Genomic DNA, 18,836 nt, shown 5'->3' with positions numbered 1-18,836 from the left:
GGCAACTAGCAACTAAGCGTTAGCCAGCACTTCTTTCACGCGGGCGGCGGCGTCTTTCAGCAGCACGGCCGACGACACTTTCAGGCCGCTTTCGTCGATGATGCGGGCGCCTTCTTCGGCGTTGGTGCCTTGCAGGCGCACGATGATGGGCACGCGGATGTCGCCGATGGCTTTGTAAGCCTCTACCACGCCGTTGGCCACCCGGTCGCAGCGCACGATGCCGCCGAAGATGTTAATCAGGATGGCCTTCACGTTCGGGTCCTTCAGGATGATGCGGAAGCCGGCTTCCACCGTCTGGGCGTTGGCTCCACCGCCTACGTCGAGGAAGTTGGCGGGCTCGCCACCCGAAAGCTTGATGATGTCCATGGTGGCCATGGCCAGGCCGGCGCCGTTCACCATGCAGCCCACGTTGCCGTCGAGCTTCACGTAGTTCAGGTTGTTGTTCGAAGCTTCTACTTCCAGCGGGTCTTCCTCGTTGAGGTCGCGCAGGGCCACGAAATCCTTGTGGCGGTAGAGGGCGTTTTCGTCCAGCGTCACCTTGGCGTCCACGGCCAGGATTTTGTTGTCCGAGGTTTTCAGCACGGGGTTGATTTCGAACATGCTGGAGTCCGTCTCGTCGTAGGCCTTGTAGAGGGCCGTCACGAACTTCACCATCTCCTTTTGTGCCTCGCCTTCGAGGCCGAGATTGAAGGCAATTTTGCGGGCCTGGAAGCCCTGCAGGCCCACGGCGGGGTCAATCAACTCCTTTTGAATTTTCTCGGGGTGCGACTCGGCCACTTCCTCGATGTCCATGCCACCCTCGGTGGTGTAGATGATGACGTTCTTGCCGCTGGTACGGTCCAGCAGCACGCTCATGTAGAATTCCTTGGTTTCCGAGGGACCGGGGTAGTACACGTCCTGGGCCACCAGCACCTTGTGCACCTTGCGGCCTTCGGCGCCGGTCTGCTTGGTCACGAGCTGCATGCCGATGATTTCGCTGGCAATGCCGCTCACCTTGTCGATGCCTTTGGCGAGCTTCACCCCGCCCCCTTTGCCCCGGCCACCGGCGTGGATTTGCGCCTTGATGACGTACCAGCTGGTGCCGGTTTCGGCGGTCAGTTTCTCGGCGGCGGCTACGGCCTCCTCGGGAGTGTCGGCGGTGTAGCCTTCTTGCACGCGAACGCCGTACTTTTTCAGGATTTCCTTACCCTGGTATTCGTGAATGTTCATAAAAACAGTAAAGGGGTGGGTTGTGCCTTGCAGCCCTGCGGTTGCAGACGCGAAAGTACGGCGCCCGGATTTGATTGTCGCAACCCGATGGAAAGCATTGTAGCGTGGACGCTGCGAGTCCGCGCATTCCCCCTCCGGCAAATGCGCGGACTCGCAGCGTCCACGCTACCTGTCACTGTCCATACCAACGCGCCAAAACCGCTTCCGCCGGCTTGTGCTGGGGCGTAAAATCGGCATGGCGGCGGGTCGGGCCGTCGGCCGCCAGCCCCGGGTACCACTTCCAGATAAACATGCCTTTCAGCCACAACTGGCCCCAGGTGGCCCGGAACAGCGCCTCGTAGCAGCGGGCCTGAGTGGCCTCGTCGGGCGGGGTAGTGGCCAGGCGCTCGGGCCATTCCCAGGGCCGGGCCGCCGCGTCGGGCGTGGTTTTGTAGCCCACTTCGGTGAAGACAATGGGCTTTTTGACTTTTTTCTGCCAGGCAGCCAGCGCACGCAAATGTGGTTGCCAACCGCGCAGCAGCGTGTCGAGCGGCGGATTGGCGGCCGTGCTCAGCGGGAAGTAGGCCTGAATGCCCACGTAGTCGAGCGCGTCCCAGAAGCGGATTTGCTGGTACTCCACGGCCCAGTTGGCCGCGTAGGTGAGCGGGCCGTGGTAGACTTTTCGAATCTGCTTGATGAGCCCGCGCCAGGCCTTTTCGTGAGCCGGCTCGGTGGCGTGCAGCAGCTCGGTGCCGATGCAGAGGCCGTCGAAATGCGCGCTTTCAGCCAGCGCCGCGTAGTGCAGGATGAAGGCCGAGTAGCTGGCAAACCAGGCGTCCCAATCAGCTTTGCTGCGCATATTAATGTCGCCGGGCCAGGCGCCGCGGCCCCGCACCCACAGGTGCGGCTTAAGCAGCGTGCGGATGCCGTGTTGCCGGGCTAGTTGCGCGGTATAGATAAGGCCCGCGTCGCTCTCGCCCCACAAGCCCCGGCGCCCCACCGGCCGGCCCGTGTTGGCGCGGATGCCCGGCTCGGCTGCACCGGCCTGCCAGCCGAAGGGCATCTGGGCAATCCAGATGATGTGGTCCCACAGCAGGGGTGCCAGGTCGGCAGCGGTTACGGAGTCGCCGGCCACCCAGCTCACGCCGCGCAGGCGGGTGCTATCGGCAAAAGTGGCGGAGCGGCGGGTTTCTATTGTTGTAATGGGAGCGTATTCGGCCTCCATCTCCCGCGCGGCCGGGCCGTTCTCGCTGTGGTAAGCCAACCATTGGCTGAATAGCCACCACAATATCCAAAAGGACGCCAGCCCAGTCAGGGCCCAGGGCAAGAGGCGGCGCAGCGAAAATTGCAAAGGCATCTTGAGCGAAATTTTCTGACCTCAGAAAAGGATTAGCGACGCCAAACGGCGAACCACGTATACAGCCCGGCTTAGCTCCCACCGGATTGTGCGTAGCTTTGCCACTACCGCATTCCGTTCACGTCTATCGCCGGCTCCGTTGCTGCAAGCTATCAACATTCACAAGAGCTACAACGCTCTGAACGTCCTCAAGGGCATCGATTTAACGATTGAGAAGTCGGAAATCGTGAGCATCGTCGGCTCTTCGGGCGCGGGCAAGAGCACGCTGCTGCACATTCTGGGCACTTTGGATAATCCTGATTCGGGCGAGGTGCTGTTTGATGGCGAGTCGGTTAGCTCGCTGGGGCGCAACGACTTGGCGCGGTTTCGCAACCGGCACATCGGCTTCATTTTCCAGTTTCACAACCTGCTGCCCGAGTTCACGGCCCTCGAAAACGTGTGCCTGCCCGCCTACCTGGCCGGCCGCTCCGAAAAAGAAGTGCGTGTGCGGGCCCGCGAGCTCCTCGGCATGCTCAACCTCGAAGGCCGCGCCGAGCACAAGCCCAGCGAAATGAGCGGCGGCGAGCAGCAGCGCGTGTCCGTGGCCCGCGCCCTCATCAACTCGCCCGAAATCATCTTCGCCGACGAGCCCAGCGGCAACCTCGACACCAAAAACGCCCAGGAGCTGCACCAGATTTTCTTCCTGCTGCGCAAAGAATTAGGCCAAACCTTCGTCATCGTGACGCACAACGACCAGCTCGCCGAAATGGCCGACCGCAAGATTGTAATGCGCGACGGGCATATTCTGGAAGGCGGGTAAGGCTGAAGGAAAAGTTTTAGGAATAAAAAGAACGTCATGCCGAGCGCAGCCGAGGCATCTCGCGTGCTTCGGCTGTCATCCTGAACGCAGTGAAGGACCTTATCGCGCTTGAACAAGTCATTCAAGCGCGATAAGGCCCTTCACTGCGTTCAGGATGACAGACAAGTACCCTGGCTCCTACCGGGCCGGGTCGGCCACGAACCAGAAGTCGCCGGAATCGTTGAGGTTGTGGCCTTCGACTCTGCCGCGGGTGGCGGCATCGCCGGCGTAGTAGTAAAGCGGGTGGCCGTTGTAGACGAGCTGTTCGCGGTTGCCGTCGCGGGTGAGGGTGGTGAACTTAGTAGCTACCAGCGTGGAGGGCATGGCCGGCTTGCCCATGTACAGTGCCGGCCAGATGGCCGCGCAGCCGCCCGTGCAGTTAGTGGGCAGCGTGCCAGGGCTGGTGTTGTCTTTGGCGAAATAGTAGAGCGTGCGGCCGTTGATATCGGTCAGAAAGGTTTTGGTGGACGACGTGCCAGCAGTTTTATCGACCACTGTTTTGCTGGCCAGCACCACGCCGTAGTCGGGGTTGAGCACGTGCCAGATGCCGCCGATGCCGTTGCCACCGGTGGTGCCGGGCGCCTCACGGGTATACACGCCAGCCGTGGCCGGGGCGTAGTAGTAGAGTGGCCAGCCTCTGTAGGTAGTTTGCTGGCGGCCATCGGTGGTGGTTTTCGTGCCAAAGTCTTCCGCCTTCAGCGCCTTGGGCACTTTGATGTTGGCCTCATAATACACGGGCCACAGGGGCATGCAGGTGGCGCTGGTGCAGTTGTTGGTGCCGTCCACGTCGCGGGCGAAGATGTAGAGCGTGTTGCCGCTGGCGTCGGTCATGTAGGTGCCAAGGGTGGCCGAGGTGGCCAGCTTCACGTTGGCCACGGCGTCCTGGTCGACTTCGGGCGCGGAGTCTTTTTTGCAGCTAGTGGTGCCGGCGCCCAAGGCGGCTGCAAGGGCCAGGCCCAGCCCGAGGGAGCGGAAACGGGTCAGAATAGAAGTTACCGAGTGTGCCATGAAAGTAGTTGGTTAAGAAGCTGGAATGCGGTGCGCAGAGAATTTGGTGGGCTGAAAACTTGGGCACAGCGAGGCCGGGCCCGGCCAAAAGCATGGCGGGGATGGGCAGCCGGGCTGAGCGCCGGGCAATAGGACAAGGAGGCATACAGCCAGCTGGCAAGTGAGCGGACAACTGGAAGTCGGCGCCGACTTCCGGCCGCCCGTTCACGGGCCAGCCAGCGCCCCATGCGCGGACTTGGGTGAGGGCAGTCGCGCCGGGGTCGGGGGCTTTACCTGCTACTCGGAAGCAGTCGGAAAAGGGTTGGCTGGGCAGTGCAAAATAGTTAGCACGGCAACGCTATGGGCCATCTGAATCAGCAGATAATATTCGAATGAGCCGGAATTTTAGCAAACCGGATGGTGTTTCACTCCCTAACGACGCTCTCCCAAACTGATTAGCCACAATAATTTTTCTTATTGCTGATAAACAACTGATTTACAGCAATAAAATTTACCAATATTTTTGGCTTTTCTGGCACGTTTCTTTCTACCTTTGGGTTATACTCAAGAACATCAGTTGGACACATTAAAACACACCGCCATGAACGAGGCCACCAAAACCACCAAGGACATTACCAAAAAAGTAAAAGTCGAGAGCTTTGACATCAGCCGCTCCGACGAAACGCTGGACTTGGCGAAGGACCTCGCCAAGTTCATCAAGGACAATAAGCTGACCACCAACGTGCAGGGCAAGGAGTTTGTCAACGTTGAGGGCTGGCAGTACGCGGGTTCGCGCCTGGGCATTGTGCCCATCGTGGAGCACGTTATCAACGTAAGCTCGCCCGAAGAAATGAAGTACCAGGCCAAAGTGACGCTGTTTGACCTGCGTCATAACGCCACCGTGGGCGCTGGCTTCGCCGTGTGCTCGAACAAGGAGAGCGGCAAGAAATTCTACCAGGAGTTTGCCATCATGAGCATGGCGCAGACCCGTGCCATTGGCAAAGCCTACCGCAACTGCCTGGCCTGGATTATCCGCGCCGCCGGCTACGAGCCCACGCCCGCCGAGGAAATGGACTACAACACCAACACGGCCACTGCGGCTCCTGCTCCTGCTGTGGCAGTAGCCCAGGCCGTGCCGGCCATGCAGGTAGTGCCCGCCGAAGCCCCGGCCCCCGCCGCTGAAGCCGCTGCCCCCGTGCAGTACGCCACGGCTGCGCAGAAAGAAGAAATCATCCGCTTGCTCAATCATCCGGTCATCACCCGTCCGGAGAAGACCAAGATGCTGCTCAACATCAACCGCCTCGACGAGGAGCGCGCCGTGCAGGCCATCGCCAAGCTGCGCAAAGCCATCGACGACCGCGAGAACGGCGAGAAAGCTGCGGCTTAATCATCACGCTCTATCTCTACCAGCCCGGCGCCGCAAGGTGCCGGGCTTTTTTTGTGGGTCTGCTGAGCCGCGTCGTTCGGGCGGCGGAACCTCGCCCCCTGACCCCCTCTCCAAAAAAGAGGGGGCACCGGCGCGTGAGGACGACTCTTGCGACGTTGAGTTCTTTAGGAGCAAGTCTGGTGCCCCTCTTTTTTGGAGAGGGGGTCAGGGGGTGAGGTTAACGTAAGGGTTGGCGCCCCGCGCCGGTGCGTACTTTTGAGCCTCTGCGATATGCTACTGATATGAAAGTTTTGCTGGTTGAAGACGAGCCCCAACTGGCTTCCTTTGTCAAGAAAGGTTTCGAGCACGAAGGCTACGAGCTGACTGTGGCTTATGATGGGCGCTCGGGCTGGTCGCTCTACCAGCAGCAGCCGTTCGATTTGGTGATTCTGGACGTGAACCTGCCCTACCTCAACGGGGTGGAAATTTGCAGCCGCATCCGGGCTGGGCAGAACCGCGTCCCGGTGCTCATGCTCACCGCCCTCGACAGTCTGGCCGACAAGGAAGCCGGTTTCGAAGCCGGCGCCGATGACTACCTGGCCAAGCCTTTTGCCTTCCGCGAGCTGCTGCTACGGGCCCGCGCCCTCACCAAGCGCTACTCCGAAACGGGCGCGGCCCAGGTGCTGCGCATGGCCGATTTGGAGCTGAACCTGGAATCGAAAATCGTGACCCGTGCTGGCCAGCGCATCGACCTGACGACGCGGGAATATTCGCTGCTGGAGCATTTGCTGCTGAACCAGGGGCGCATTGTGTCGCGGGTTGACATTGCCGAGCGGGTGTGGGAGCTGGATTTCGACACCACGACCAACGTTATTGACGTGTACGTTAGCTATTTGCGAAAGAAAATTGACCGCGACTTTACGCCCAAGCTCATCCACACGGTGGTGGGCATGGGCTACGTGATGCGCGAGCAATAACCGGCTGGCCCTATGCTGATTCGCAACAAGCTGATGCTGCGCTTTACGCTGCTGGTGCTGGGCATCCAGGTCGGCTTTTCGGCGTTCATCTTCTACTTCAATGCTGGTATGCGGGCGCAGCGCTTCGAGCACCGCCTCACCAACAGCGCCCTGCTGGCGGGCCGCCTGCTGGTGCGGACGCACAAGCTGGAAACCGGCATCCTGGGCAGCCTGCGCCGCGGCGATTTGCTGACGCTGCCCGCCGAGGAAGTCAGCATCTACGGGCCCGATAACTCGCTGCGCTACAGCAGCGCCGATAATATCGACCAAGCGGTGAACCGGGCGCGGCTGGCGGGCCTGCGACCGGGCAAAACGGTGACGTACCCGGCGGTGGGGCACCGCGAAACCATAGGGCTGGTGTTCCTGCACGAGACCGAGGCCGAGCCTTATCGCATTTTTGTGTCGGCCGAAGACCGGGTGGGCTGGGCACAGCTGCGGCAGTTGCGGCTGCTGCTGGTGCTCGGCAACGTAGGCGCGCTGGTGCTCACCATTTTGGCGGGTTGGTTTTTTGCCGGTGCGGCCCTGCGGCCGGTGGCGCGCATCACGCGGCAGGCGGGCCGCATCTCGGCCACCAACCTGGGCCGCCGCCTGTCGGAAGGCAACGGGCGCGACGAGCTGGCCCAGCTGGCGCAGGCCTTCAACGGCATGCTGGCGGGGCTGGAGCAGGCGTTTGAAAGCCAGAAAAGCTTTCTGGCGCACGCCTCGCACGAGCTGCGCACGCCGCTCACCACCCTCACTGGCACCCTTGAAACCGCTTTGGCCTACGACGCCACCCTGCCCGATGCCCGCCAAAGCCTGGCCCAGAGCCTCGACGCGGCCCGCCACCTGAGTGCCCTCACCAACGGCCTGCTGAACCTGGCCAAAGCCGACGGCGCCCTGCCCGCCTTCGTGCCCGTGCGGCTGGACGAGTGCCTGAACCAGGCCCTGCAATTTGCCCGCGCCAAGTACCCCGGCCGCGAGTGGCGCCTCAGCTTCGGCGAGTTTCCGACCGAGACGGACGCCGACCCCTTTATGGTGCCCGGCAACGCCGAGCTGCTCGCGACGGCCCTGTTCAACCTGCTCGACAATGCCGGCAAGTACTCCAGCGGCCCGGTGCGCACCGAGCTGGCTTATGCCGACGCTGCCACCCTACGCGTGCGCGTGACCGATGCCGGTCCCGGCCTCTCGCCCGACGAGCTGCACCAGATATACGAGCCGCTGTACCGGGCCTCGGGCGCGCTGGGCCGCCCCGGCTACGGCCTGGGCCTGCCCCTCACGCAACGCGTTGTGCAACGCCACGGCGGCCGGCTGGAGATTACCTCGGCGCCTGGGGAGGGCACCACGGCCACGGTGTTACTGCCGGCTGCCTGAAGTGGGGCCTCACCCCCCGGCCCCCTCTCCGGTGGAGAGGGGGAGCCACGGCAGCACTGAAGGGCCCCTTTAAATTCATAAATTGCTTTTAGCTAAATCTCATCTGGCTCCCCCTCTCCACCGGAGAGGGGAGAGGGGATGAGGCCTCCGCCAGAACAACGGCCCTGCCCTACCGGCAGGGCCGTTTTCATGTTTTCTAATACCGTTCTCATCTCGTTCTAATGTCGCGGCGGGTCCTTTGTGACGTTCCACCTGGGGCTTAGCCTATGCCAACGACTCCCTTCAAATCGCCACCGACCAACCTGTTGGCCCTGCTACTCGGCGGGGCTTTGGTGCTGTCGTTGGGTTTGAACGGGGTACTGCTGACGGCCGGCCCCGAGGCCTGGCCCGACGACGACGACGCGCTGGCCGCCACCACCGCCGACCTGCACCTCACCCAGCGCCTGCTGGCCCAGTGTCAGCAGCACCAGCTGCGGCAGGACAGCCTGCGCACCCACACCGCCAGCGGAGAGCTGGCTGACCACCAACCCGACTTTTCTTCCGCCCAATGAGCTCCCCCTTTTTGAAAACGCCCTTGTTCTCAACTCCCCGAAAATCAGTGCCTTTGCGCCAATGTGGCATCTGGGGCGGCGCGTTGGCCGTGCTGCTGGCGGCTGGCCTCAGCGCCTGCTCGGGCGAGGCCGATGGCAAAAGCCAGGACAAGGCCGCCGCCCCGGAAGTGCTGCCTGTGGTGGCGCTCAAAACCACGGAGCAGGAGCTATTTCAGGACTACGTGGCTGATGTGCAGGCCGTGCGCAACGTGGAGGTGCGGGCCCAGGTGGCCGGGTTTCTGGAGGAGATTTTCGTGGACGAGGGGCGGCCGGTGAAAAAGGGCCAGCCCCTGTTCCGCCTCAACGCCAGCGCCCACCAGAACCGGCTGAGCCAGGCCCAGGCGGCGCTGGCCGGCGCCCAGGCGCAAGCCAGCGCCGCGCGGCTGGAGCGCGAGCGGGTGCGCCTGCTGGTGCAGGAAAACATCATTGCGAAAACCGAATTGGCCCTGACCAACAGCAAGGTGAAAGACGCCGAGGCCCGCGTGGCCGAGGCCCGGGCCGGCGCGGCCGCCGCCCGCCTCAGCCTGGGCTACACGCTGGTGCGGGCGCCGTTCGATGGCATCATCGACCGGATTCCGCTCAAGCGGGGCAGCGTGGTGGAGGAGGGCACGCTGCTCACCACGGTTTCGGATTTGCACGAGGTGTACGCTTATTTCAACGTGGGCGAGGGCGAGTACTTGCAATACGTGAAGGCTCGGGAGCGCCACCCCGACCGCCACTCCGACTCAGTGCGCCTCACGCTGGCCGACGGCTCGGCCTACCCGCTAGCGGGCCGCATCGAAACCACCGAGAGCGAGTTCAACCCCAACACGGGCTCGCTGGCGTTCCGGGCGCGCTTTGCCAACCCGCAGCGCATGCTCAAACACGGCGCTTCGGGCCGCGTGCGGCTGACGACCACGCTGCCGGCGGCGCTGCTGTTGCCGCAGAAGTCGGTGTTCGAGATTCAGGACAAAAACTACGTGTACGTGGTGGACGGGCAGGGCATGGTGCACATGCGCAACTTTCAGCCCCAGGCCCGCACCGGCGATTTCTACGTGGTGAAGCAGGGCCTGAAGCCCGGCGAGCGGGTGGTGTATGAGGGCGCGGCCAGCCTGAAGGACGGGCAGCGCATCAGCCCCCGCCCGGTAACGCTGGATTCGCTGCTGGCGGCGCGGTAGGCCGCTGTAGCGTGGACTCTGCGAGTCCGCGCATCGCCGGAACGTTCGCTCAGACGCGGACTCGCAGAGTCCACGCTACAGCATACGTGCTTCATAAACAACTATTTGCTTATGTTCAATATCTTCATTCGCCGGCCGATACTCTCGCTGGTTATCTCAGTGTTTCTGGTGTTGCTGGGGGCTTTGGCGCTGTTCACGCTGCCCATCACGCAGTTTCCGGACATCGTGCCGCCTTCGGTAACGGTGACGGCCAAGTACACCGGCGCCAACGCCGAGGTGTGCGCCAAGGCCGTGGCCACGCCGCTGGAGCGCGCCATCAACGGTGTGCCGGGCATGACCTATATGAACTCGGTGAGCTCCAACAACGGCGTGACGCTCATCACCGTGTTTTTCAAGGTGGGCACCGACCCGGACCTGGCCGCCGTGGGCGTGCAAAACCGCGTGACGACCATTCTGGACGAATTGCCGGAGGAAGTTATCAAGGCCGGCGTGACAACCGAGAAGGAGGTAAACTCCATGCTGCTCTACCTCAACGTGACGAGCGACGACAAGGCGGTGGGCGAGAAGTTCATCTACAACTTCGCCGACATCAACGTGTTGCAGGAACTTAAGCGCATTGACGGCGTGGGCTTTGCCGAAATCATGGGCTCGCGCGAGTACTCGATGCGGGTGTGGCTCAAGCCCGACCGGATGGCGGCCTACGACGTGGGTACGGACGAGGTGGTGGCGGCCATTCGGGCGCAGAACGTGGAGGCGGCGCCGGGCAAATCGGGCGAAAGCTCGGGGGCCGACAAGGCGCAGTCGATGCAGTATGTGCTGCGCTACACGGGCAAGTTTTTCGAGCCCGAGGAGTACCGCAACATCGTGGTGCGGGCCAACGCCGACGGCTCGGTGCTGCGCCTGCGCGAGGTGGCCAACGTGGAATTCGGCTCGCTCACTTACAGCATGGCTTCCAAGACCGACGGCCGGCCTTCGGCGGCCATCATGCTCAAGCAGCGCCCCGGCTCCAACGCCTCCGACGTGATTGCCGGCGTGAAAAATCGCATGGCGGAGCTGCAGGAAACGAGCTTTCCGCCCGGCATGAAGTACAGCATCGCCTACGACGTGTCGCGCTTCCTCGACGCATCCATTCACGAGGTGCTGCGGACGCTGGTGGAAGCTTTTTTACTCGTTTTCGTGATTGTGTACCTGTTTTTGCAGGACTGGCGCTCGACGCTGATTCCGGCGCTGGCGGTGCCGGTGGCACTGGTGGGCACGCTGGCCTTTATGCAGATGCTGGGCTTTTCGATTAACCTGCTCACGCTGTTTGCGCTGGTGCTGGCCATTGGCATTGTGGTCGATAACGCCATAGTGGTGGTGGAAGCGGTGCACGCCAAGATGCAGGAAAAGCACCTACCCGCCCGCGCCGCCACCTTCGAGGCCATGGGCGAAATCAGCTCCTCGCTCATTGCCATCACGCTGGTGATGTCGGCCGTGTTCATCCCGGTTTCCTTCATGGACGGGCCGGTGGGCGTATTCTACCGGCAGTTTTCGCTCACCCTGGCCATTGCCATTGTGATTTCGGGCGTGAACGCCGTGACTTTGACGCCGGCCCTGTGCGCGCTCATGCTCAAGCACACGCCGATGGCGGAAGGCGAACAGCCCAAGGGGCTGATGAACCGCTTTTTTGCGGGCTTCAACCGGCGCTACGACGCGCTGGCGGGGCGCTACCAGGGCCTGCTGCGGGCTGTGGCCGGCCGGCGCCTGGTGACGCTGCTGGTACTGGCGGGCTTCTGCGCGGCCACCTGGGGCGTGAACCGGATTTTGCCTTCGGGCTTCATCCCAACCGAGGACCAGGGCATGGTGTATGTGAACGTGACCACGCCGGCCGGCGCCACCGTGGAGCGCACCGAGGCCGTGTTGGATGAGGTGCAGCGCATTGCCAGTCGGCTCGGGCCGGTGGAATCGGTATCGACCCTGGCCGGCTACAGCTTGGTGAACGAGGTGGCCGGCTCCAGCTACGGCATGGGCATGATTAACCTCAAGGCCTGGGACCAGCGTGAGCAGTCGGTGGCCCAGTTCATTGCTGAATTGGAGGAGAAAACCAAAAACATTGCCGACGCCGACATTCAGTTTCTGCCGCCGCCCACGGTGCCGGGCTTCGGCAACAGCAGCGGCTTTGAGCTGCGGCTGCTGGATAAGTCGGGCACCGGCGACTTGCAGAAAACGGCGGCCGTGTCGCAGACGTTTCTCACCGCCTTGCGGAAGGACCCGGCCATCGGCGGGGCCTTCACCTCCTTCGACCCCAACTTCCCGCAGTACCTCATCCACGTCGACCAGGACATGGCGGCCAAGAAAGGCGTGACCGTGGATGCGGCCATGAGCACGCTGCAAACGCTGATGGGCAGCTACTACGCCTCCAACTTCATCCGCTTCGGGCAGATGTACAAGGTGATGGTGCAGGCCGGCCCCGAGTACCGCAGCCGCCCCGACGACCTGCTGGCCCTGCACGTGAAAAACAACCGGGGCGAGATGGTGCCTTTCTCCACCTTCATCAAGCTGGAGCGCGTGTTCGGCCCCGACCAGCTCACGCGCTACAACATGTACACCTCGGCCATGCTCAACGGCGACTCGGCCCCCGGCTTCTCCTCGGGCGACGCCATCACGGCCATCGAAAAGGTGGCCGCCAAGGAGCTGCCGCGCGGCTACGCCTACGAATGGAGCGGCATGACGCGCGAGCAAATTCTGAGCGGCGACCAGGCCCTGTACGTGTTCGGTGTGGTGCTCATTTTCGTGTACCTGCTGCTGGCGGCGCAGTACGAAAGCCTGCTGCTGCCGCTGCCCGTGCTGCTGAGCTTGCCCACCGGCATATTCGGCGCCTTTCTCAGCCTCAAGCTCCTGGGCCTCGAAAATAACATCTACGCCCAGGTGGCGCTGGTAATGCTGGTGGGCCTCTTGGGCAAAAACGCCATCCTCATCATCGAGTTTGCTGAGCAGCGGCGCCGGGCCGGGGCCAGCGTGCTGGCGGCGGCCGTGGAAGGGGCCGGCTCGCGCCTGCGCCCCATCTTGATGACCTCCTTCGCCTTCATCGCCGGCCTGATTCCGCTGGTGATGGCCAGCGGCGCCGGTGCCTTGGGCAACCGCTCCATCGGCACGGCCGCGGCGGGCGGCATGCTCATCGGCACGCTGTTCGGCATGGTGCTGATTCCGGGGCTGTACGTGCTGTTTGCCTCGTTTGAAAAAGTGAAGAACCTGGACGCCGAAGAGATAGAAGAGGAAAAGCGGGAGCTGGTGGCGCATTGACATCACCCCTGCCCCTCTCCAAAAGAGAGGGGAGCCTGACGACTTGTAGCGTGGACTCTGCGAGTCCGCGCATTGACTGACCAACAACCCGGCCCATGCGCGGACTCGCAGAGTCCACGCTACACCCACCGCGCCGCCTCGGCTCCCCCTCTCCTTTGGGAGAGGGGGCCGAGGGGTGAGGCCCCACGCCCGAACGACCATCCCATGCGCCTACTCCCTGCCCTTCTCTCCGTCCTTCTCCTCGCCGCCGGATGCCGCGTGGCCGCCCCGGCTGACCCCACCGGCGCCCCGGCGGTGCCCGCCACCTTCGCCCAGCCCACGGCCGACACTACCAGTACCGGCCGCCAGCCCTGGCGGCAGTTCTTCCAGGACCCCGCCCTCACGGCCCTCATCGACACGGCCCTGCGCCAGAACCTGGATTTGCAGGTGGCCTTGCAACGCGTGGAAAGCGCCCGCGCCAACTACCTGGCCCGGCGCGGCGCCCTGCTGCCCACCGTGGCTGCCGCCGCCTCGGCCGGCGCCGACCGCTACGGCCGCTACACCCTCAACGGCGTGGGCAACTTCGACACCAACCTCTCGCCCAACATCGACGGGCAGCAGCGCATCCCGGGGCCCGTCACGCCGGAGTTTTTCGTGGGGCTGCGCAGCTCCTGGGAAATTGACATCTGGGGCAAGCTGAAGCTGCGCCGGCAGGCCGCCTACCTGCGCGTGCTGGCTTCGGAGCAGGGCCGCCACCTCGTCACGACCAACGTGGTGGCCGAGGTGGCCCGCCTCTACTACGAGCTGCTAACGGCCGACAACCAGCTGGCCGTGCTCGACCGCAACATCAGCCTGCAGCGCGAGGCCCTGAAGCTGATGCGCATCCAGAAGCAGGCCGGCCGGGCCAACGAGCTGGCCGTGCAGCAGTTTGCCGCCCAGGTGGCCCGCACCGAAAGCCTCTTGCACGAAGCCCGCCAGCGCGTGACCGAAGCCGAAACCGGCCTCAACCAGTTGCTGGGGCGCTACCAGCAGCCCATCACCCGCGGCCAGCCGCTGCCCGGGCAGGTGCTGCCCGAACGTCTGAGTGCCGGCGTGCCGGCCTCCGCGCTGCTGCGCCGCCCCGACGTGCGCCAGGCCGAGCTGGAGCTGCAGGCCACCCGCGCCGACGTGGCCGCCGCCCGCGCCGCCTTCCTGCCCTCGCTCACCCTCACGCCCTACGTGGGCTTCAATTCCTACCGCACCGGCACGCTCTTCGACCCCTCCTCGCTGGCCTACGGCGCGCTGGCCGGCCTCACCGGCCCGCTGCTCAACCGCGCCCAGTTCCGGGCCGACTTCCGCCTGGCCACAGCCGGCAGCTACGAGGCCTACTACCGCTACCAACAAAGCCTGCAAACCGGTTTTCGCGAGGTGGTGAATGGCTTACAGGGCCTGGAAAACTACCGCGCTGCCGCGGCTGCCCGTCAGCAGGAAGTGGAGCTGCTCACCAAAGCTGTGACGACCTCGAACAAGCTGTTTGTAGCCGGCTACGCTACTTATTTAGAAGTTATTACCGCCCAGCGCAGCGTACTGGAAGCCGAGCTGAGTTTGGCCGAGTCGCGCCAGCGGCAACTGCTGCAAAGCGTGAGCTTATACCGGGCCTTGGGCGGCGGCTGGCAGTAATGGGCAAAGCCGCTACAGTAGTCTGCTTTAAGATTTATCAGAAAAGGCCGGCGCCGCAAGGAGCCGGCCTTTTCATTTCGCCGCTACGCGGTAAGTCTTTATTTGTGATGTTTTAATGCATTGCCGCAGTAGGGCTTGCAAAGAATTGAACATGGCTTGTTTTCAGCACTTTGCCAGTGTCATCCAACCTCGGCCGTCTGCTTTTTTTCGCAACCTTTCGGTGGGCTTCGCCGAAAGAGACACCGGCGGGCCGCACTGGCCCGGCTTCACCATGCACCACCTTTCCATAGCTTATGAGCCACCCCAATAGCCCCCGCGTCAGCAACGATTCCGCTGCTGCCACTGCCCTGTCCCATGCCGGCGACGAGCAGGCACAAACCACTCAGGACACCACCACGACCGCCGACAACAGCGGCGCCGACTCGGCAGCTTCCAACACTAGCCCGGCCGCTTTGCTGACCCAAGCCAAAGAATGGGCGCAGGGCGTCAGCCTGCCTGCTTCGCTAAAAGAAGTGCCGGCACCCCTTAAGCGCCTCGCGGGCCAGGCCGGCAGTGGCTGGCGCCAGCTTTCCACCACCCAAAAAGTGGTGGGCGGCGCCCTGCTGGCCGGCGCGGGTTGGCTCCTGCTGCGCCCCAATAAAGCGGCCAGGCGCCGCAAGGCCGTGAACCCAGTCGACACCCTGCACGAATTGCTGCTGTTCGTGAATGACCGGGTGGAGGGCTACCGCCGCGCCGCCAGCGAAAGCCAGGACGCCGACCTGCGCAACTATTACGAAGACCTGGCGGGCCAGAGCAAGCAGTTCGCCATCCGCCTCAACGGCTACCTGCGCGTGCAGCAAAATGCCCCCGAAACCGGCACCACCCTCAAAGGCAAGCTCTACCGTGCCTGGATGGAGGCCAAAGCTGCTGTGACCGGCTACAGCGAAACCGCCGTGCTGGCCTCCAACGTCTTCGGCGAAGAGTGGGCCCTGGCCGCTTATCAGGAAGCCCTGCGCGACCGCACCGTGACGGGCACGCTGCGCCGGGAGATTGAGCGCCAGTACGAAGTGTCGCAGCAGACGCACCGGCGGCTGCAGCAGCTACAGGCGCAGTATTAAGCGCTGAAGCCGTTTGCCATTTGCCCTCACATCATGCGAGCGGACCCGTTGGGTCCGCTCGTTTTGTTGGTGGCAGCGGCACCAAGACGCTATGGTTGCTGAAGGTAGCATTGAGTTGAGCACGAAGCCAGAGGCCCTTTAGCGCTGGGCTTTTTTTATTAAAATTTGCGCACCGCTGTTTGTACTTAATGCCATACGAGTAGCAGCCGGAAAGCCATAGTTTTACCTATATCAACGCGCCTTGCTCCGCCATGCGTACCTGCCTGTGGCTGTTTGCCTTTCTGTTATCGACGCTGGGTGTCGCGGCGCAGGTGCGGGTAGTGGGCAGCTTCCTTTTGGGAGTTCGGCAACCCCACGAGAACGCCTCGCTCAAGCAAGCTGTGGCTTACAATCGCCACGTGATTGAAGCCACCATTGAAGCGGCCATTCAGGCAGGCCGCCTCCCCAGTAATCTGGCCGTTTGGGGACCATTGCGAAAAGCGGCCTGGGAAAAGGGCTGGCACCTGAGCTTAGCCCAGTGGGACAGCACCGCCCTGCACAGCCTGCGCACTCAAGGCTATTACCGCGGACCGTTTGGCCATAAATCGTACGTGCTCTACCTGAAGCGCGCCGCGGCTTTTTACACCCTCACTTTGGTTAATTGCGGCTTCGGTGGTTGTGAATTGGGCATTGAAAGCATTTGGCCCCTGGATTCGCCAGATAAGGCCCCAGCGCTTTTAAAAAGCGAGACGAAACGCTACCTGGCGCTTCTGTTTGAGGAGCTGGCGTGCCGAAATGCCATGGCGTTGTCGCCAAAGGGGCAGGTGTACTGGAAAGCACGACTGACCATGCAAGACGTTTCGTTGAAAAAGTGTCCTTAATAGGCTCAGACGCTGGCTCCTATCCCGAAAATTGCTGTGGTGTATTATCCCCACCTAATGACTTAGCACGCTATCTGCCGATTATGATTCAGATTCCGGCAGCCTCTATCTTCGCCGCATGTCCTCCTCCCCTACCGAATTCGCGCCGCTGGCTCTGCTGAAGGAGCACTGGGGGCACACGGCATTTCGGCCGGGGCAGGAAGACATTATCAACTCCGTGCTCAGCGGGCACGACACGCTGGCGCTGCTGCCCACCGGCGGCGGCAAGAGCATCTGCTTCCAGGTGCCGGCGCTGGCCCGGCCGGGCATTTGCATCGTGGTGTCGCCGCTCATTGCCCTGATGAAGGACCAGGTAGACAACCTGCGCCGCCGCGGGCTCAAGGCCGAGGCCATTTACGCCGGCATGAGCCACCAAGAAATCGACCACGCCCTGGACAACTGCGTGTATGGGCGCCACGTGAAATTCCTGTACGTGAGCCCCGAGCGACTGCTGACGGACCTGTTTCAAGCCCGGGTGGCGAAGATGAACGTGGGCCTGCTGGCCGTGGACGAGGCGCACTGCCTCTCGCAGTGGGGCTACGATTTCCGGCCGCCCTACCTGCGCATTGCCGAGCTACGCGAGAAGCTGCCGGCGGGCACGCCGGTCATCGCCCTCACGGCCACGGCCACGGCGCAGGTGCAGGCCGACATTGTGGCCAAGCTGCAGTTCCGGCCGGGCTTCGGGGTGTTTCGGCAGAGCTTTGCGCGGCCCAAGCTGTCGTACTCGGTGCTCCAAACCGAAGACAAGCTGCGCCGCCTGCTGGAAGTGGTGCGCGGCGTGGGGCCGGGCAAAACCGGCATCGTGTACGCCCGCACCCGCCGGCAGACGGAGGACACGGCCGCGTTTCTACAGCAGCACCGGTTTCCGGCGGCGGCCTATCACGCCGGTTTGCCTTCGGAAAAGCGCACCAAGGTGCAGCAGGACTGGATTCAGGACAAAATTCGCCTCATCGTGGCCACCAATGCCTTCGGCATGGGCATCGACAAGCCCGACGTGCGCCTCGTGGTGCACCTCGACGCGCCCGACACCCTGGAAGCCTACTACCAGGAAGCCGGCCGGGCTGGGCGCGACAACCTCTTTGCCTTCGCCGTGCTGCTGGCCGGCCCCAACGACGGCGACGAGCTGCGCCGCCGCACCAACCAGTCGTTTCCGCCGTTGGATACGGTGAAGCGCGTGTACCAGGCCTTGGCCAACTACTCCCAGACGGCGGTGGGCGGCGGCGAGCTGGCCGCCTTTGAGTTCGACATGCAGCAGTTTGCCGAAACCTACCGGCTAAAGGCCGTGGACGCGCACAACTCGCTGAAGATTTTGCAGCGCGAGGGCTTCGTGCAGCTCAACGAGGCCGTGAACCAGCCGGCGCGGGTGCACCTCATCCTCAGCCACCAGGATTTGTACGCCTTCCAGGTGGCCAACGCCCAGCACGACTTGCTGATAAAGGCCCTGCTGCGGCTGCACGGCGGCGAGCTGTTTTCGGACTTCCAAACCATTTCGGAGAATGCGCTGGCCACCCACCTGCGCCGCAGCGTGGTGGAGGTGCGCCAGCAATTGCGCTACCTGCACACGGCTGGCATTCTGCACTACCAGCCCAAGCAGGAGTCGCCCCAGGCCCTATTCACCACGCCGCGCTACGACGCCCACAAGCTGCCCCTCGACCAGGTGAAGATGACGGCCGCCCGCGACCTGGCCCGCGCTAAAACCCACGCCGTGGCCCAGTACCTGAGCGGCACCCGCTGCCGCCAGATTCTGCTGCTCACGTATTTCGACGAGGCCGACCCGGCCCGGTGCGGCATTTGCGACATCTGTCTGGCGGAGAAAAAGGCGGCCCAGGCGGCTCCTGCGCCTTCTCTGCGCGAGCCCGTGCTGGCGCACCTGCGCCAGGGGCCGCTGGCGCCGCGTGAGTTACTGGCCGCTTTCGCGCCCAAAGACGCGACAGCCGTGACGGCCACCGTGCGCGAGCTGGTGGACCGCGGCGAGTTGGCCTATGCGGCCGACGGGCGGCTGGTGATTGGCGCTTAGTCCCGAAGCTGGTGACGGAAAAGTTGTTTAGGACGTCGGTTTGCTTCGGTCCGA

14 protein-coding genes are annotated in these 18,836 nt (G+C 63.3%); 11 read left to right on the top strand and 3 right to left on the bottom strand.

Going from position 1 to position 18,836, the window contains the following annotated elements; genetic code table 11:
• Positions 1-12: 12 nt before the first annotated feature.
• Positions 13-1,209, bottom strand: a complete 1,197-nt coding sequence (sucC, locus tag MTP16_RS14385; protein ID WP_243510604.1) for an ADP-forming succinate--CoA ligase subunit beta — start codon at positions 1,207-1,209, stop codon at positions 13-15.
• A gap of 172 nt (positions 1,210-1,381) precedes the next feature.
• Positions 1,382-2,545, bottom strand: a complete 1,164-nt coding sequence (locus MTP16_RS14380; protein WP_243510601.1) for a glycoside hydrolase family 113 — start codon at positions 2,543-2,545, stop codon at positions 1,382-1,384.
• A gap of 139 nt (positions 2,546-2,684) precedes the next feature.
• Here MTP16_RS14380 and MTP16_RS14375 point away from each other — a divergent pair, with 139 nt between their 5' ends.
• A complete protein-coding gene (locus tag MTP16_RS14375) occupies positions 2,685-3,344 on the top strand; it encodes an ABC transporter ATP-binding protein (protein ID WP_243510598.1) in 660 nt (219 codons plus the stop codon).
• A gap of 177 nt (positions 3,345-3,521) precedes the next feature.
• Here the strand turns inward: MTP16_RS14375 and MTP16_RS14370 are convergent, their stop codons facing one another.
• Complete coding sequence (locus MTP16_RS14370) at positions 3,522-4,391, bottom strand: hypothetical protein (protein WP_243510588.1); 870 nt, start codon at positions 4,389-4,391, stop codon at positions 3,522-3,524.
• A 580-nt stretch (positions 4,392-4,971) separates the two neighbouring features.
• On the opposite strand from MTP16_RS14370, the gene MTP16_RS14365 reads away from it, so the two are divergent.
• From MTP16_RS14365 to MTP16_RS14320, 10 genes are all read left to right on the top strand, one after another.
• Positions 4,972-5,757, top strand: coding sequence for a hypothetical protein (locus MTP16_RS14365; protein ID WP_243510585.1), 786 nt, complete (start codon positions 4,972-4,974; stop codon positions 5,755-5,757).
• Positions 5,758-6,038: 281 nt separating this feature from the next.
• Positions 6,039-6,713 carry a response regulator transcription factor gene (locus MTP16_RS14360; protein ID WP_243510583.1) on the top strand — a complete coding sequence of 225 codons (675 nt, stop codon included), beginning with the start codon at positions 6,039-6,041 and terminating at the stop codon, positions 6,711-6,713.
• Between the two features lie 12 nt (positions 6,714-6,725).
• The gene (locus MTP16_RS14355; RefSeq protein ID WP_243510579.1) at positions 6,726-8,102 is read left to right on the top strand and encodes a HAMP domain-containing sensor histidine kinase; all 1,377 of its coding nucleotides are present in this window, start codon (positions 6,726-6,728) and stop codon (positions 8,100-8,102) included.
• A 266-nt stretch (positions 8,103-8,368) separates the two neighbouring features.
• The gene (locus MTP16_RS14350) at positions 8,369-8,653 is read left to right on the top strand and encodes a hypothetical protein (protein ID WP_243510577.1); all 285 of its coding nucleotides are present in this window, start codon (positions 8,369-8,371) and stop codon (positions 8,651-8,653) included.
• 47 nt (positions 8,654-8,700) lie between these two features.
• Complete coding sequence (locus MTP16_RS14345) at positions 8,701-9,849, top strand: efflux RND transporter periplasmic adaptor subunit (RefSeq protein ID WP_243510574.1); 1,149 nt, start codon at positions 8,701-8,703, stop codon at positions 9,847-9,849.
• Positions 9,850-9,960: 111 nt separating this feature from the next.
• Positions 9,961-13,131, top strand: a complete 3,171-nt coding sequence (locus tag MTP16_RS14340; protein ID WP_243510571.1) for an efflux RND transporter permease subunit — start codon at positions 9,961-9,963, stop codon at positions 13,129-13,131.
• A 204-nt stretch (positions 13,132-13,335) separates the two neighbouring features.
• Positions 13,336-14,769 (top strand): TolC family protein, encoded by a 1,434-nt coding sequence (locus MTP16_RS14335; RefSeq protein WP_243510566.1) that lies wholly within the window; start codon positions 13,336-13,338, stop codon positions 14,767-14,769.
• Positions 14,770-15,062: 293 nt separating this feature from the next.
• A complete protein-coding gene (locus MTP16_RS14330) occupies positions 15,063-15,866 on the top strand; it encodes a PA2169 family four-helix-bundle protein (RefSeq protein WP_243510552.1) in 804 nt (267 codons plus the stop codon).
• A gap of 251 nt (positions 15,867-16,117) precedes the next feature.
• Positions 16,118-16,726, top strand: coding sequence for a hypothetical protein (locus tag MTP16_RS14325; protein WP_243510550.1), 609 nt, complete (start codon positions 16,118-16,120; stop codon positions 16,724-16,726).
• A gap of 118 nt (positions 16,727-16,844) precedes the next feature.
• Positions 16,845-18,782 (top strand): RecQ family ATP-dependent DNA helicase, encoded by a 1,938-nt coding sequence (locus MTP16_RS14320; protein ID WP_243510548.1) that lies wholly within the window; start codon positions 16,845-16,847, stop codon positions 18,780-18,782.
• Positions 18,783-18,836: the final 54 nt, after the last annotated feature.

Source organism: Hymenobacter monticola, assembly GCF_022811645.1.
Classification (GTDB): Bacteria; Bacteroidota; Bacteroidia; order Cytophagales; family Hymenobacteraceae; genus Hymenobacter; species Hymenobacter monticola.
This window is presented reverse-complemented; position numbering and strand designations above follow the sequence as displayed.

Bases quoted from the DNA above. Each gene is read 5' to 3' on its own strand.
- MTP16_RS14380 (WP_243510601.1), bottom strand. From the start codon at position 2,545: ATGCCTTTGCAATTTTCGCTGCGCCGCCTCTTGCCCTGGGCCCTGACT.
- MTP16_RS14350 (WP_243510577.1), top strand. From the start codon at position 8,369: ATGCCAACGACTCCCTTCAAATCGCCACCGACCAACCTGTTGGCCCTG.
- MTP16_RS14320 (WP_243510548.1), top strand. From the start codon at position 16,845: ATGTCCTCCTCCCCTACCGAATTCGCGCCGCTGGCTCTGCTGAAGGAG.
- MTP16_RS14365 (WP_243510585.1), top strand. From the start codon at position 4,972: ATGAACGAGGCCACCAAAACCACCAAGGACATTACCAAAAAAGTAAAA.
- MTP16_RS14330 (WP_243510552.1), top strand. From the start codon at position 15,063: ATGAGCCACCCCAATAGCCCCCGCGTCAGCAACGATTCCGCTGCTGCC.
- MTP16_RS14340 (WP_243510571.1), top strand. From the start codon at position 9,961: ATGTTCAATATCTTCATTCGCCGGCCGATACTCTCGCTGGTTATCTCA.
- MTP16_RS14360 (WP_243510583.1), top strand. From the start codon at position 6,039: ATGAAAGTTTTGCTGGTTGAAGACGAGCCCCAACTGGCTTCCTTTGTC.
- MTP16_RS14335 (WP_243510566.1), top strand. From the start codon at position 13,336: ATGCGCCTACTCCCTGCCCTTCTCTCCGTCCTTCTCCTCGCCGCCGGA.
- MTP16_RS14325 (WP_243510550.1), top strand. From the start codon at position 16,118: ATGCGTACCTGCCTGTGGCTGTTTGCCTTTCTGTTATCGACGCTGGGT.
- MTP16_RS14355 (WP_243510579.1), top strand. From the start codon at position 6,726: ATGCTGATTCGCAACAAGCTGATGCTGCGCTTTACGCTGCTGGTGCTG.
- MTP16_RS14370 (WP_243510588.1), bottom strand. From the start codon at position 4,391: ATGGCACACTCGGTAACTTCTATTCTGACCCGTTTCCGCTCCCTCGGG.
- sucC (WP_243510604.1), bottom strand. From the start codon at position 1,209: ATGAACATTCACGAATACCAGGGTAAGGAAATCCTGAAAAAGTACGGC.